The 14,609-nt window shown below is 69.6% G+C and carries 10 protein-coding genes; 6 read left to right on the top strand and 4 right to left on the bottom strand.

The genetic code is table 11. The features are described from left to right. Positions 1–86 precede the first annotated feature (86 nt). Complete coding sequence (locus AC1PK7_RS05920; RefSeq protein WP_481100165.1) at positions 87–791, top strand: glutathione S-transferase; 705 nt, start codon at positions 87–89, stop codon at positions 789–791. Between the two features lie 190 nt (positions 792–981). On the opposite strand, the gene AC1PK7_RS05915 is transcribed toward AC1PK7_RS05920, so the two are convergent. The 4 genes from AC1PK7_RS05915 to AC1PK7_RS05900 form a co-directional block, all read right to left on the bottom strand. Further along, positions 982–1,815 (bottom strand): DUF3014 domain-containing protein, encoded by an 834-nt coding sequence (locus AC1PK7_RS05915; RefSeq protein ID WP_481100164.1) that lies wholly within the window; start codon positions 1,813–1,815, stop codon positions 982–984. A 136-nt stretch (positions 1,816–1,951) separates the two neighbouring features. Next, positions 1,952–3,550, bottom strand: a complete 1,599-nt coding sequence (locus AC1PK7_RS05910; protein WP_481100163.1) for a hypothetical protein — start codon at positions 3,548–3,550, stop codon at positions 1,952–1,954. A 100-nt stretch (positions 3,551–3,650) separates the two neighbouring features. After that, positions 3,651–4,076 (bottom strand): GNAT family N-acetyltransferase, encoded by a 426-nt coding sequence (locus tag AC1PK7_RS05905; RefSeq protein ID WP_481100162.1) that lies wholly within the window; start codon positions 4,074–4,076, stop codon positions 3,651–3,653. Positions 4,077–4,203: 127 nt separating this feature from the next. Next, on the bottom strand, positions 4,204–4,683 hold the full coding sequence (locus AC1PK7_RS05900; protein ID WP_481100161.1) for a DUF3574 domain-containing protein: 480 nt from the start codon (positions 4,681–4,683) through the stop codon (positions 4,204–4,206). Between the two features lie 243 nt (positions 4,684–4,926). Here AC1PK7_RS05900 and AC1PK7_RS05895 point away from each other — a divergent pair, with 243 nt between their 5' ends. From AC1PK7_RS05895 to AC1PK7_RS05875, 5 genes are all read left to right on the top strand, one after another. Beyond that, a complete protein-coding gene (locus AC1PK7_RS05895; protein WP_010344367.1) occupies positions 4,927–7,365 on the top strand; it encodes a TonB-dependent receptor plug domain-containing protein in 2,439 nt (812 codons plus the stop codon). 477 nt (positions 7,366–7,842) lie between these two features. After that, positions 7,843–8,595 (top strand): trehalose-phosphatase, encoded by a 753-nt coding sequence (gene otsB, locus AC1PK7_RS05890; protein ID WP_481100160.1) that lies wholly within the window; start codon positions 7,843–7,845, stop codon positions 8,593–8,595. A gap of 76 nt (positions 8,596–8,671) precedes the next feature. After that, the gene (locus AC1PK7_RS05885) at positions 8,672–10,453 is read left to right on the top strand and encodes a glycoside hydrolase family 15 protein (RefSeq protein WP_481100159.1); all 1,782 of its coding nucleotides are present in this window, start codon (positions 8,672–8,674) and stop codon (positions 10,451–10,453) included. Further along, positions 10,450–11,820 carry an alpha,alpha-trehalose-phosphate synthase (UDP-forming) gene (gene otsA, locus AC1PK7_RS05880; RefSeq protein ID WP_019802024.1) on the top strand — a complete coding sequence of 457 codons (1,371 nt, stop codon included), beginning with the start codon at positions 10,450–10,452 and terminating at the stop codon, positions 11,818–11,820. The genes AC1PK7_RS05885 and otsA overlap by 4 nt, the downstream gene beginning before the upstream one ends. 355 nt (positions 11,821–12,175) lie before the next feature. Continuing rightward, entirely contained in the window at positions 12,176–14,608 is a 2,433-nt protein-coding gene (locus AC1PK7_RS05875) for a membrane-bound PQQ-dependent dehydrogenase, glucose/quinate/shikimate family (protein ID WP_481100844.1), read from the top strand. Position 14,609 lies beyond the last annotated feature (1 nt).

The raw sequence follows: 14,609 nt of genomic DNA, 5'->3' as shown, positions 1-14,609 counted from the left end.
GGCCGCACTTTGGCACCGGCCAGTCACACGCCGCTCCCCGCAAGGGCGCTACCCTCGGCGCTATCGTTCCCACGCAAAGGCACGCCATGCACTACGAGCTCTACTACTGGACCGGAATCCAGGGCCGCGGCGAGTTCGTGCGGCTGGCGCTGGAGGATGCCGGTGCCGGCTACCGCGACGTGGCGCGCGAGCAAGGCGACGCAGCGATGCAGCCCTTCCTCGATGGCGCCCATGCCGGCGCGCGCCCGTTCGCGCCGCCGTTCCTCAAGGCCGGCCGCTTGGTGATCGCCCAGGTCGCCAACATCCTGCACTACCTCGGCCCGCCGCTGGGCCTGGTGCCGGACAGCGAATCGCGGCGGCTGCAGGCGCTGCAATTGCAGTTGACCATCGCCGACCTGGTCGCCGAGGTCCACGACAGCCACCACCCCATCGCCAGCGGGCTGTACTACGAAGACCAGCAGGCCGAAGCGCGGCGGCGCGCCGAAGACCTGCGCAAGCAGCGGTTGCCGAAGTTCCTGGGCTATTTCGAACAGGTGCTGGACCAGGGCGGCGGTCGCCACGTCCTGCGCGAGCATTCCTATGTGGATCTGTCGCTGTTCCAGTTGATGAGCGGACTGGACTACGCGTTTCCGCAGGCAATGAAGAAACTGTCGCCGAAGCTGCCGCGGCTGCGCGCGCTGCAGCAGCGCGTGTGCGAGCGCCCGGCCATCGCCGCCTACCTGGCCTCGCCGCGGCGCCTGCCGTTCAACGAGAACGGCATCTTCCGGCATTACCCGGAGCTGGATGGCTGAGTGGGCCGACGGCCTTCATTTACCGCAAGACCGCTGTCACCCGGCGGGCTGGCAGATGACGGCATCGCGGTTGTAGGAGCGGCTTCAGCCGCGATGGGCATTTCCCGGTAACGCCCGTCGCGGCTGAAGCCGCTCCTACGAGAACCCAAAGCCCGTGCCCGCGTGACGCGGCACGCGCCTCGCGTGCGGCTCAGGTCCGCGTCAATTCCACGCGCACCGCACGCAATTGCGCCTTCACCGCGGCGGCCTGGGTCGGGCCCATGCGCAGCAGCGCCTTCTGGCCGATCGACAGCGACTCCAGCGCCGGATCCACGAAGCGGTACTTGCCGCGCACCGGATCCATCTCCACCGCGAGCGGCGCGGTCGGCGTCGGGGTCTGCAGCAGGTGGTCGATCACCTGCACCAGCCGATCGTTGAAGTAGCCCTGCGGATAGCCCAGTTCCACGTAGGCCTGCTGGAACAACGGATAGAAGCGCCGATAGGCCGCCACCGCCGTGCCCGGATCGGCGCGGGTGAATGCCTCCACGTAGGGCACATAACGCTGGGCATTGGTGTCGGCGATGACGCTGGCGCCGCTGGCATCGGTGCTCACCTGCAGGTCACCCGGCACCTGCTTGAGCGCCAGGGAGCGGGCAGTGACGCGGCGCTGGGTCAGGTTGTCGACCATGGTCACCAGGCGCTGGATCAGGTGGTCGCGCACCAGCAGCGCCAGCGGTGCGTCGCCGCCGGCCAGCGCGCTCAGTGCCGACCAAGCCGCATCGTCGCTGGCGGCCAGCGCCGGAATCGCCGCATCGGCCGCGGCCGCGGCATCGATCGGGTGCTGGATCGGCGGAGGTGTTGCCGCCGGCGCCGGCGCGGTCGGCGCGACAGGCGGAGCCGCGGCGGGCGCTGGCGCGACTGCGGCAGGTGCCGGCGCGGCGGCCGGCCACAATGTGGCGATGTTGTCGCGGAACAACCATGCCGCAGCAGCGGCCACCAGCACGGCGACCAGGATCCACGGCCAGAACGAAGGACGCGACTGCATGGGATGCACATCTCCATCGGACAATGGAGGTGTGACCGCCGCGATGCGCGCCGGTTCCAGCGTGCGACGGCTGGCGTTCAGCCTCGACGCATCGTCCCCATGCCATGTCGCCATGGTCGGCGCACCATCGCGCCGCTCACTCCACCAGCACCGCCCGCGGTTTCTGCAACGACAGCAGGCCGAGCAAGGCGGCCAGCACCAGGTAGCCGCCGACGAACTGCCAGGCGATCAGCTTGGGCACGCCGCTCAGCGTCCACGGCAAGTACAGGCCGCCGCGCGGATCCACCGAATGGATCAGCCCGAACAGGGTCAGCCCGGCCGCCACCAGCAGGAACGCCGCGGCGCGACGCAGGCGGCCGTCGACCATCGCCGCCACCGCGGCGATCCACAGCATCGCGGTGATGATGAAGCCGTTGCCCAGGGTCAGGATCACCGCCAGCTCCGGCAGGCCGTGGCCGTCGAGGGTGGTGGTGAGTTTGGCCAGTTGCTCCGGGGCGATCCAGCCCGGCGCCTTGATCGCCAGCAGGTACGCCACCGACGGCAGGAACCCCAGCACCATGGCCCCGGCGTGGCGCTTGGGCGTGGCCTGGAAGGCCTGGGTGGTGATGTCGATGGCGACGTAGACGATGATCGGCGCCAGCACCGCCATCGGCAGCCACTGCACCAGGCCGGCGACCAGCCCGAGCATGCCGCCCAGGCCGATGAACAGGCCGGTGAGCAGGGTGTAGCCGCTGCGCGCGCCCATGTGCTTGTAGGCCGGCTGGCCGATGTACGGCGTGGTCTGGGCGACGCCGCCGCAGACGCCGGCGATCAGGGTCGCGCCGGCCTCGACCAGCAGGATGTCGCGGGTGCGGTAGTCGTCGCCGGCGGCACGCGCGCTCTCGCTGACGTTGATGCCGCCCACCACCATCAGCAGGCCGAACGGCAGCAGCAGCGGCAGCAGCGGCACCGTGTCGGCCAGGCCGGCGACGAAGCCCAGGCTCGGCCACGGCAGCACCAGCTGGGGCGCGATCCACTGCGGCGCCTGGTGACCGGGAATGCCGATTCCCGCCGCATTGGCCCAGTAGTACAGGCCGGTACCCAATGCCAGCGCCACGGGTACCCCGGGCAGGCGCCACGGCAGCCGCCCCTTGGCGATCAGCACGTACAGCAGCAGGCCCAGCACCACCAACCCGACCAGCGGCGTGCGCAGCGTCTCCAGCAGCGGCAGGAAGCCCATCAGCACGATGGCGATGCCGGCGATGGAGCCGAGCAGCGCGGCGCGCGGCAAGGCGCGGGTGACCGCATCGCCGAAGAACGACAGCACGGTCTTCAGCGCGCCCATCACCACCAGCGACGCCATGCCCAGGTGCCAGGTGGCCAGCGCCGCGGCCTGCGGATCCAGGCCCTGCTGCTTGTAGCGCACGAACGCCGGGCCGAGCACCAGCAGGGCCATGCCGATGCTGGTCGGCGCATCCAGGCCCAGCGGCATCGCGGTGACGTCGCTGCGCCCGCTGCGCGCGGCCAGCCGCCGCGCCATCCAGGTGTAGAGCAGGTTGCCGACCAGCACGCCAAAGGCGGTGCCGGGAATCATCCGGGTGTAGATGACTTCGGCGGGGAACTGGAACAGACCGACCAGGGCCAGGGTGATGAAGCCGAGGATCGACAGGTTGTCGACCACCAGGCCGAAGAAGCCGTTGAGGTCGCCGGCGACGAACCAGCGCGGACGCGGCGAAACGGGAGCGGGACTGGACATGCGGGCAGTGGCGGCGTGGGGAGTCGAGGGATGGTAAGGGCAAGCGGCACCGACGGATCGGTGCACGCGCAGGATGCCGTTTTCCGGCGGCGGCGCGCCGCTAGGGCGACAGCGGCAGATGCAGGAACTGGTTGAACGCGCTGGGCACGTAATCGCCGAACGCCGGCCCGTCGCGGAAGCCGCGCCGGCGATACAGGGCCAGCGCCGGCGCGAACGCCGCGCCGCTGCCGGTCTCCAGGCTCAGCCGTTGCAGGCCTTCGGCGCGGGCGAGCGCGATCAGGTGGTCGAGCAGCGCCGCGGCCGCGCCCTGGCGCAGGAACGCCGGATGCGTGCGCATCGACTTCAGCTCGCCACCGCCATCGTCCAGCACGCGCAGCGCACCGACCGCGGCCAGCGCGTCGTCGCGCCACACGCTCCACAGGCGCACGTCGGCGCGCCGCAGACCGGACAGATCCAGCGCATACACACTGCCCGGGGGCGATTGCGCGTGCATCTGCTGCAGGTGGTACTCCAGCAGCGCGCGCACGGCCGGATCGTCCAACTCCCCCGGCCGGATCACAAACGCCCCCACCGTCACCGCAGCACCCCGCCTTTGCGAATCCCGGCTTTCCACAGCCGAACGGCTGGTCATCCCCACTCCCCAATCCCCGCCGTCAAAACGACACCTCCACCGCCTGCCGCGCCCACAGCACCGACTGGTGCCCGGTGGCCTGCTTCCACGCCAGCCGGATGGCCTCGATGTCGGCGCGGCGCTGCGGGGTGTCCTCGTGCAGGATCACCAGCACCTTGGTGTTGAGTCGGTTCGGCTCCTTGGCGCCGCGGAACAGCCACTGGCCGTAGGCATCGAACACGGTCAGGCCATCGGGAAAGCGCGGCGTCACTTCCTTGTCCAGGAACGCGCGCCAGCGCGCCTCGCTGATCGGCTCGGCCTGCGGGCGGTCGGCCGGGCCGCTCTCCTCGCCCACGCCGAAATACAGCTCGCTGCGCACCCAGCCGCTGGCCTGCGCCGGCCGCGCCGCATCGCCCTGCATGGTCGCGCTGACCTTGCTCGGCGCGGTGGGCGCAGACGGGGCGACGCTGGCGCAAGCGCTCAGGGCCAGGAGAACGGCGATCAACGGGGCACGCAGCAGCATCGGCAAGGTCTCGGTCGGAAGGGGCAGGCAACACACGATCGTAGGCCAGGTGCGGACCGGGCCGGATAACCGCCGGGCATGAGCTCATGCCCGAGCGCACCGAACACGCGGCTCGCACATCGCCTTAACGTCGAGCTAATATATCGCTTCATCCGGATGGATGCAGCAACCTTTACCGACCCCAGTCGCCGCCATGGCCGGCGCGGCCGGTCTTGATGGTCATCGTTTCAGGAGAGAGCCCCCATGTCGTCCCCGTTCGTCAGGCCGTTGAGCCTTGCCATCGCCCTGGCCCTGGCGGCCCCCGCCTTCGCCCAGGACGCCGCCCCGGCCACCACGACCAATCTGGACACGGTGATCGTCACAGGCACCCGCGCCAGCGGCCGTACCGTGCTCGAATCCACCGCCCCGGTGGACGTGCTCAGCGCCGAGGACATCCGCAAGGCCGGCGTGGTCAACGGCGAACTCGGCAGCGCGCTGCAGGCGCTGCTGCCCTCCTTCAATTTCCCGCGCCAGTCCAACTCCGGCGGCGCCGACCACGTGCGCGCCGCGCAGCTGCGCGGGCTCTCGCCCGACCAGGTGCTGGTGCTGGTCAACGGCAAGCGCCGCCACACCTCGGCGCTGGTCAACACCGACAGCAAGATCGGCAAAGGCACCACGCCGGTGGACTTCAACGCCATCCCGATCAGCGCGATCAAGCGCATCGAGGTGCTGCGCGACGGCGCCGGTGCGCAGTACGGCTCCGACGCGGTGGCCGGGGTGATCAACGTGATCCTCGACGACGACCCGGACAGCGGTGCGCTGGAGGCCAGCTACGGCGCCAACCACACCGACGTCAAGCCGATCCACCGCACCCTCACCGACGGCCAGACCGGCTATGCCAGCGGCAAGGTCGGCACTCGCCTTGGCGAGGACGGCGGCTTCTTCAAGGTCGGCCTGGAACTGAAGAACCACGAAGCCACCAACCGCGCCGGCTTCGACCAGATCCCCTCGTTCGAGGAACAGACCCCGGCCAACCTGGCCCTGGCCGGCAAGCGCAACTACGCGCTCGGCGACGGCGCCAGCAAGGACCTCAACGCCTGGCTCAACGGCAAGCTGCCGTTCGGCCAGAGCAGTGAGGTCTACGCCTTCGGCACCTACAACCAGCGCGACACCCAGGGCGACAACTACTTCCGCTACCCCGACGGCGCCGCCAACTGGACCCAGGTGTATCCGCAGGGCTACCGCCCGGTGTCGCTGGGCGAGAACCGCGATCTGCAGGCGGTGCTCGGCGCGCGCGGTCAGTGGGGCGAATGGGCCTACGACGCCAGCCTCGACTACGGCCGCAACGACTTCACCTACCGACTCAAGCACTCGCTCAACGCCTCGCTGGGCCCGGGCAGCCCGACCCGCTTCAAGACCGGCGACTACGCGTTCGAGCAAGGCGTGGCCAACCTCGACCTGAGCCGCAGCTTCGACGCCGCCGGCGCCACCCACACCGTGGGCACCGGCGTGGAACTGCGCCGCGAGCACTACCGCACCCGTCCGGGCGACCCGGCCAGCTACGCCGCCGGCCCCTACACCGATCGGCCCACCGGCGCCCAGGCCGGCGGCGGCCTGACCCCGCAGGACGCGGCCGACCTGTCGCGCAACGTCGCCAGCCTCTACGCCAGCGTGTCCAGCCAGTTCGGCGACAAGCTCTCCACCGACCTGGCCGCGCGCTACGAGCACTACCAGGACTTCGGCGGCGAACTGACCGGCAAGCTGGCCGCGCGCTACGAGTTCGTCCCGGCGTTCGCCCTGCGCGGCGCGATCTCCAACAACTTCCGCGCGCCGTCGCTGAGCCAGATCGGCTACGAAGCCAGCTCCACCGGCTACAACGCCAACGGCCAGCTGCTGCAGGGCCGCCTGCTCTCGGTCGACAACCCGATCGCGCAGGCGCTGGGCGCGCGCACGCTGCAGCCGGAGAAGTCGCGCAACTACAGCCTGGGCTTCACCAGCCGCGTCGGCAGCCACTTCGACCTGTCGCTGGACCTGTTCCAGATCGACATCGACAAGCGCATCGCGCTGTCGGAAAGCATCGACGGCGACGCCCTGACCGACTTCGTCGCGCAGCGCTTCGGCATCACCGGCCTGCAGAGCGCCAGCTTCTTCGTCAACGCCGCCGACACCCGCACCCGCGGCGCCGAACTGGTCAGCAACTGGCGGCAGGCGCTGGGCCAGGGCCAACTGCAGCTGACCGGCACCTGGAGCTACGCCAAGACCGAGCTGGAGAACGTGGTGGCCACGCCGGCGCAGTTGCTGGCGCTGAATCCGGACTACGTGCTGTTCGGCGTGGAAGAGCGCAACACCCTGACCGAGGCGACGCCGCGCACCCGCGCGCAACTAGCGGCAAACTGGAGCGACGCACGTTGGTCGCTGCAGACCCGCGTCACCCGCTACGGCAGCGCCACCCGCGTGTTCGACTTCGGCGGCGGCTTCGCCCCGGAGCAGACCTACAGCGCCAAGTGGCAACTCGACGCCGAGGTCGAATACCACCTCACCCCGCAGTGGAGCGTGGCGGTGGGCGGACAGAACCTCACCGACGCCTACGCCGACCGCTCCAAGCCGGACATCGCCTACTTCGGCAACCTGCCCTACGACGTGCTCTCGCCGATCGGCAGCAATGGCGCTTACTACTATGGGCGGGTGCGGTACACCTTCTGACGGAGGGGCCGGGATTGGGGATTCGGGATTGGGGATTCGCAAAAACAGCCGGGATTGGGGAGCCGGGATTCGGGATTCGTAGAAGCGGTGCGTCGGCACTCGTGGAGCGCTACCCAATCCCGAATCTCCATTCCCCAATCCCGGCATCTGCAGAGGGCCGGGATTCGGGAGTCGGGATTGGGGATTCGTAGAAGCGGTGCGTCGGCACTCGTGGAGCGCTACCCAATCCCGAATCTCCATTCCCCAATCCCGGCATCTGCAGAGGGCGGGGATTCGGGAGTGGGGATTGGGGATTCGCAAAAGCGGTGCGTCGGCACTCGTGAAGCGCCACCCGATCCCGAATCCCGAATCTCCAATCCCGTCATCTGCAGACAGCCGCAGCCGCTGGACGCCCGCTTTTACGAATCCCCAATCCCCACTCCCGAATTCCCGCCCCAATCCACCTGACGCTAACGCCACCCCGTTCATCATGGCGGAATGGCAGACGCGCTCCCCCTCCGACCGCCGCCGCCGCGTCTGGACGATGCCTGCGCATTGTTCCTGGACGTGGACGGCACCCTCATCGCCTTTGCCGAACGCCCCGACCAGGTGCAGTTGCTGCCCGAGGTGCGTGAGGCGATCGACCGCCTGCACCAGCGCCTCAGTGGCGCGGTGGCGCTGGTCAGCGGACGTCCGCTGACGCAGCTGGACGCCTTGTTCGCGCCGCTGCGACTGCCCGCCGCCGGGCTGCACGGCCACGAGCTGCGCAGCGACGCCGACGCGCAGGCGGCGATGCCCGCCGATACCTCCGACTTTCTCCATGCGCTGCATGCGCGCGCCGCACATTTGCGCCAGGCGCATCCGGGCGTGCTGGTCGAAGACAAGGGCGCCAGCATGGCCCTGCATTGGCGGGCCGCGCCGAGCGCCGCGGAGGCGGTCCTGGCGTTCGCCAGCGAACAGCTCGGCGACCTGCCCGGCTACCGCCTGCAGCCCGGCGACCACGTGGTCGAGTTCGTGCCCGAAGGAAGCGACAAGGGCGTGGCGCTGACCACGCTGCTGCAGCAGCCGCCGTTCCGCGGGCGCCGCCCGGTGTTCGTCGGCGACGATCTCACCGACGAATTCGGCTTCGCCGCGGCCAACCAGGCCGGTGGCTGGAGCGTGCTGGTCGGCAGCCGCGCCGACAGCGTCGCCACCTATGCGCTGCCCGATCCACGCGGCGTACACGCCTGGCTGCGCGATAACGCCGGATGAGGCCGCCGCAACGCCCGTCCGTCCGCGCCCCGTGGCCCTTTCCCCCACTGTTTCCGCACAAGGACCCGTCCGCTCCATGAGTTCCCCCAATCTCGACCTCGGCGTCATCGGCAACGGCAGCTTCGGCGCCCTGATCGACAAACGGGCCAGCGTGGTGTGGAGCTGCCTGCCGGCCTTCGACGGCGACCCGGCGTTCTGCGCGCTGCTGTCCCCGCGCGCGCATCCCGGCGGCGATTTCAGCATCGAGCTGGAAGACTTCGTCGACAGCGACCAGCACTACCTGGCCAACACCGCGATCCTGCGCACGGTGTTGCGCGACGCCCACGGCGGCGCGGTGGAGGTGATCGACTTCGCGCCGCGCTGGCGCAACCACGGCCGCTTCTACCGGCCGGTGAGCATCATCCGCCAGGTACGGCCGCTGGCCGGCAACCCGCGCATCCGCGTGCGTGCGCGGCCGCTGGCCGACTGGGGCGCGCGACAGCCGGAGAGCACCTGGGGCAGCAACCACGTGCGCTGGCTGCTGCCGGATTTCACCCTGCGCCTGACCACCGACGTGCCGGTGCGCTTCATCCGCGAAGAACTGCCGTTCGTGCTCAACCATCCGGTCAACCTGATGCTGGGCGTGGACGAGTCGCTGACCCGCTCGCTGACCGGCTACATCCAGGAAGCGCAGGAACGCACCGAGGAATACTGGCGCGAGTGGGTGCGCTACCTGTCGGTGCCGCTGGACTGGCAGGACGCGGTGATCCGCAGCGCGATCACCCTGAAGCTGTGCCAGTACGAAGACAGCGGCGCGATCATCGCGGCGATGACCACCTCCATTCCGGAAGCGCCGGACACCCCGCGCAACTGGGACTACCGCTACTGCTGGCTGCGCGATGCCGCCTTCGTGGTGCGCGCGCTGAACCGGCTCGGCGCCACCCGCACCATGGAGCAGTTCCTCGGCTACATCTTCAACATCGCCACCACCGACGGCAGCCTGCAGCCGCTGTACGGCATCGGCTTCGAGGCGGCGCTGGAGGAACACGAGGTCGAATCGCTGGCCGGCTACCGCGGCATGGGCCCGGTGCGGCGCGGCAACCTGGCCTGGATCCAGAAGCAGCACGACGTGTACGGCAGCGTGGTGCTCGCCTCCACGCAGTTGTTCTTCGATCTGCGCCTGAAGGATCCCGGCGACACGCACACGTTCCTGCGCCTGGAACCGCTGGGCGAGCGCGCGTTCGAACTGCATGACGTGCCCGACGCCGGCCTGTGGGAATTCCGCGGCCGCGCCGAGGTGCATACCTACACCAGCGCGATGTGCTGGGCCGCCTGCGACCGGCTGGCCAAGATCGCCGCGCGGCTGGGCCTGGAAGACCGCGTGCTGTACTGGCGCGAGCGCGCCGACCGCATCCACGCGCGCGTGCTCGCCGAGGCCTGGAGCACGGAGCTGGGGCACTTCACCGACACCTTCAATGGCCACCGGCTGGACGCCTCGTTGCTGTTGCTGGCCGACATCGGGTTCATCGCCCCGGACGATCCGCGTTTCATCGCCACCGTCGAGGCGATCGGCCGCGATCTCAAGCATGGCGATGCGCTGTACCGCTACGTGGCGCCGGACGATTTCGGCGAACCGGAGACCAGCTTCACCATCTGCACGTTCTGGTACATCGACGCCCTGGCCGCGATCGGCCGCAAGGAGGAGGCGCGCGAGCTGTTCGAGCGCATCCTCGCCCGGCGCAATCACCTGGGCCTGCTGTCGGAGGATCTGGCCTTCGACAACGGCGAAGCCTGGGGCAATTTCCCGCAGACCTATTCGCATGTCGGCCTGATCATCGCCGCCATGCGCTTGTCGCGCAGTTGGCAGGAGGCATCATGAGCAGATTGGTGGTGGTATCCAACCGTGTGGCCTTGCCCGGCGAGAACCGCGCCGGCGGCCTGGCGGTGGGCTTGCTGGCGGCGCTGAAGGAGCGCGGCGGCGTCTGGTTCGGCTGGAGCGGCAAGACCGTGCGCGGCGACAGCGGCGCGATGCACGAACAGACCCAGGGCGATATCCGCTTCGTCACCATGGATCTGAATCGCGCCGACCTGGACGCGTACTACAACGGCTTCGCCAATCGCACGCTGTGGCCGCTGCTGCACTTCCGCCTGGACCTGGTCGACTACGACCGCGCCACGCGCGAGGGCTATCGCCGGGTCAACGCCATGTTCGCCGACAAGCTCGCGCCGATGCTGCGCGAGGACGACACGGTGTGGATCCACGACTACCACCTGATTCCGCTGGCCTCGCTGCTGCGCGAGCGCGGCATCGGCTGCCGTATCGGCTTCTTCCTGCACGTGCCGTTCCCCTCGGCCGACCTGATCCAGGCGCTGCCGGACCACGCGCGGCTGTTCTCCGGCTTCTATGCCTACGACCTGATCGGCTTCCAGACCCGCCGCGACGTCGACCGCTTCCAGGCCTACGTGCGCCTGTTCGGCGGCGGCAAGGTGATCAAGGACGGCGTGCTGGAAGCGCCGGGCGGGCGCCGGTTCCGCGCGGCCATGTTCCCGATCGGCATCGACACCGAATTGATCGCGCAGCAGGCGCGCGCGGCGATGTCCAAGCCGGCGGTGCGCGATCTGCGCAGCAGCCTGCGCGATCGCCAACTGGCGATCGGCGTGGACCGCCTGGACTACTCCAAGGGCCTGCCGGAACGCTTCCTCGGCTTCGAGCGCTACCTGGAGCGGCATGCGGACCAGCGCGGCAGCCTCACCTATCTGCAGATCGCGCCGGTCTCGCGCGGCGACGTCACCGAGTACAAGCAGCTGCGCAACCAGCTCGAGCAGATCGCCGGGCACATCAACGGCGGCCATGCCGAGCCGGACTGGACCCCGCTGCGCTACGTCAACCGCAACTTCACCCACGCCACGCTCACCGGTTTCTACCGCGCCGCGCAGGTCGGCCTGGTGACGCCGCTGCGCGACGGCATGAACCTGGTGGCCAAGGAATACGTGGCCGCGCAGGACCCGGAGAATCCCGGCGTGCTGGTGCTGTCGCTGCTGGCCGGCGCCGCCGACGAACTGAAGGAAGCGCTGCTGGTCAATCCGCACGACCTGGACGGCGTGGCCGATGCCATCGCCACCGGCGCATCGCTGCCCAAGCCCAAGCGCATCGAACGCTGGCAGGCGATGATGGATCACCTGCGCAAGCACGACATCAATGCGTGGCGCCAGCGCTATCTGCAGGCGCTGGAGAGCGTGCGCTAGCGGCAGCGCGCGCGTCGCGCGACGTGACGCGGCGCGCATCGCCTGCGCGCCGCGCGATCCGACCTTGCACGCCATGCGGCGCCCGCCATGGCACGGCATGACGCAGTGTTCCGTGTTCCGTCACGGCCCGACCACCTGCGTCGCCTAAAATAGCCATCACGCGCCGCGCCGGTTTCTCTGCTTGCCAGACCACCGCAGCGCGGCCGCTGCTTCGCGATGCACGCCGCGCTTGCGGCCCCGCTCCCGCCTCTCCCCCCACGATCGCCTGCACCGCCGCCGTTCGCGCCACGCGCAGGGATCCTCGTCGGATGTTCCGCTCATGACCGTTTCTTCCCCACCGAATGCCGGCCGCTGGCTGTTCGCCGGCTATGCCGTCCTCATCGCCGCGATCGGCGTCGCGCTCGCCGTCATGGGCGGGCAACTCGTTGCCGTCGGCGGTTCCTGGTACTACCTGCTCGCCGGCGTGGCGCTGGCTGTATCCGGCCTGCTGCTCGCACTGGGCCGCAGCGTCGGCCTGTGGCTGTTCGGCGTCACCCTCGCCGCGACCATCGCCTGGGCCCTGGCCGAGGTCGGCCTCGACGGCTGGGCACTGATCCCGCGCCTGGCGATGATCTCGGTGCTCGGCCTTTTGCTGTTGCCGTTCTGGAAGGTCGCACGTTGGCGTTTGGCGCCCGTCTCCGGCATCGGCTACCTGCTGGTCGCCGGCGTGCTGCCGGTGCTCGGCGCGGCGCTGGTGTTCGTGCCACTGCTGTTCCCGCGCACGGTGGAACTGGCCGACCCCAGCCTGGCCGCGCAGCGCCCGCAGACCGCCTTCAGCCGCGCCACGGTGGACAGCCCCGACGGCAACGTCGCCGGCAACCACGACGCCGGCAACTGGACCGCCTACGCCGGCTCCAACCTGTCCAACCACTACAGCCCGGGTGCGCAGATCACCCCGGACAACGTCAAGGATCTGAAGATCGCCTGGGAATTCCACACCGGCGACCTCAAGCCGGCCGGCTCCAAGCTCGGCTACGCGTTCCAGAACACCCCGCTGAAGGTCGGCGACCTGGTCTACATCTGCACGCCCACGCAGAAGGTGATCGCCGTGGAGGCCACCACCGGCAAGGAGCGCTGGCGCTTCGATCCGCACACCGATCCCAAGGCCATGGCCGGCGTCGCCGCCACCACCTGCCGCGGTGTGTCGTACTTCGAGGCCACCACGCCGGTCGCCGAATGCGCCAAGCGCATCTTCTGGCCGATGGTCGACGGCCGCCTGGGCGCGCTCGACGCCCTGACCGGCAAACTGTGCGAGAGCTTCGGCACGCATGGCTATGTTGATCTGAACAAGGACACCGGCAACACCAAGCCCGGCTACGTCGGCCCGACCTCGCCGCCGGTGGTGATGCGCGGCGTGGTGATCCAGCCCACCGGCCAGGTCCGCGACGGCCAGGAGCGCGATGCGCCGTCCGGCGTGGTGCGCGCCTTCGACGCGGTCAGCGGGCAACTGCGCTGGGCCTGGGACCTGGGCAACCCGGCGATCGCTGCGGCCCCGCCGGCCGGCCAGACCTACACCCGCTCCACCCCGAACGTGTGGTCGCTGATGGCCGCCGACGACCAGTTGGGCCTGGTCTACCTGCCCACCGGCAACGCCTCCGGCGACTTCTTCGGCAAGCAACGTACGCCGCAGGAAGAGGAGTACACCGCCTCGCTGGTCGCGCTGGATGCGGCCACCGGCAAGGAACGCTGGCATTTCCGCACGGTCAATCACGATCTGTGGGATTACGACATCGGCCCGCAGCCGAACCTGGTGGATTTCCCGGTGCCCGGCGGCGGCACCCGCCCGGCGGTGATCCAGGCCACCAAGTCCGGCCAGGTGTTCGTGCTCGACCGCGAAACCGGCGCACCGATCATGCCGGTGGAGCAGAAGCCGGTGCCGCAGGGCACCGACCACGGCGACTGGACCGCCAGGACCCAACCGGTGTCCCCGGGCATGCCCAACACCGTCGGCGCGCCCAGCCACGAGTACGAGACCCTGGTCGAATCCGACGCCTGGGGCATCACCCCGTTCGACCAACTGGTTTGCCGCATCCAGTTCAAGCGGCTGCGCTACGAAGGCATGTTCACCCCGCCCAGCCTGGGCGGCTCGCTGGCCTTCACCGGCAACCACGGCGGCATCAACTGGGGCGGCGTGTCGGTGGACCTGCAGCGCGGCATCATGGTGATGAACAGCAATCGCCTGCCCTACACCGAACACGTGTACCCGCGGCAGGAAATGCAGTCGCTGGGCGTGGTGTCGGTGTTCAACGGCAAGAGCAGGACGCCCGGTTACATGGCCCAGGAAGGCCTGCCCTACGGCGCGCGCAAGGAACCGTGGATGTCGCCGCTCAACACGCCGTGCGTGGCGCCGCCGTGGGGCTACATCTCCGGCGTGGACCTGCGCACCCAGCAGGTGATCTGGCGGCGTCCGCTGGGCACCGGCTACGACCAGGGCCCGATGGGCATCCCGTCGAAGATGAAGTTCGAACTGGGCACGCCCAACAACAGCGGCTCGCTGGCCACCGCCGGCGGCGTAACCTTCATCGGTGCGGCGCTGGACAACTTCCTGCGCGGCTACGACACCCAGACCGGCAAGCTGCTGTGGGAAGTGCGCGTGCCGGCCGGCCCGCAGGCCGCGCCGCTGAGCTACACCGTCGGCGGCAAGCAGTACATCGTCGCTGCGATCGGCGGCCACGACCGCATGGACACCAAGACCGGCGACAGCGTGATCGCCTGGACCTTGCCGGACGCGGCGGCGCCGGCGAAGTAAC

This window comes from Xanthomonas sp. NCPPB 3174 (assembly GCF_056725205.1).
This window is presented reverse-complemented; position numbering and strand designations above follow the sequence as displayed.

Coding starts and splice junctions, on each gene's coding strand:
- AC1PK7_RS05920 (WP_481100165.1), top strand. CDS start 87: ATGCACTACGAGCTCTACTACTGGACCGGAATCCAGGGCCGCGGCGAG.
- AC1PK7_RS05915 (WP_481100164.1), bottom strand. CDS start 1,815: ATGCAGTCGCGTCCTTCGTTCTGGCCGTGGATCCTGGTCGCCGTGCTG.
- AC1PK7_RS05910 (WP_481100163.1), bottom strand. CDS start 3,550: ATGTCCAGTCCCGCTCCCGTTTCGCCGCGTCCGCGCTGGTTCGTCGCC.
- AC1PK7_RS05900 (WP_481100161.1), bottom strand. CDS start 4,683: ATGCTGCTGCGTGCCCCGTTGATCGCCGTTCTCCTGGCCCTGAGCGCT.
- AC1PK7_RS05895 (WP_010344367.1), top strand. CDS start 4,927: ATGTCGTCCCCGTTCGTCAGGCCGTTGAGCCTTGCCATCGCCCTGGCC.
- otsB (WP_481100160.1), top strand. CDS start 7,843: ATGGCAGACGCGCTCCCCCTCCGACCGCCGCCGCCGCGTCTGGACGAT.
- AC1PK7_RS05885 (WP_481100159.1), top strand. CDS start 8,672: ATGAGTTCCCCCAATCTCGACCTCGGCGTCATCGGCAACGGCAGCTTC.
- otsA (WP_019802024.1), top strand. CDS start 10,450: ATGAGCAGATTGGTGGTGGTATCCAACCGTGTGGCCTTGCCCGGCGAG.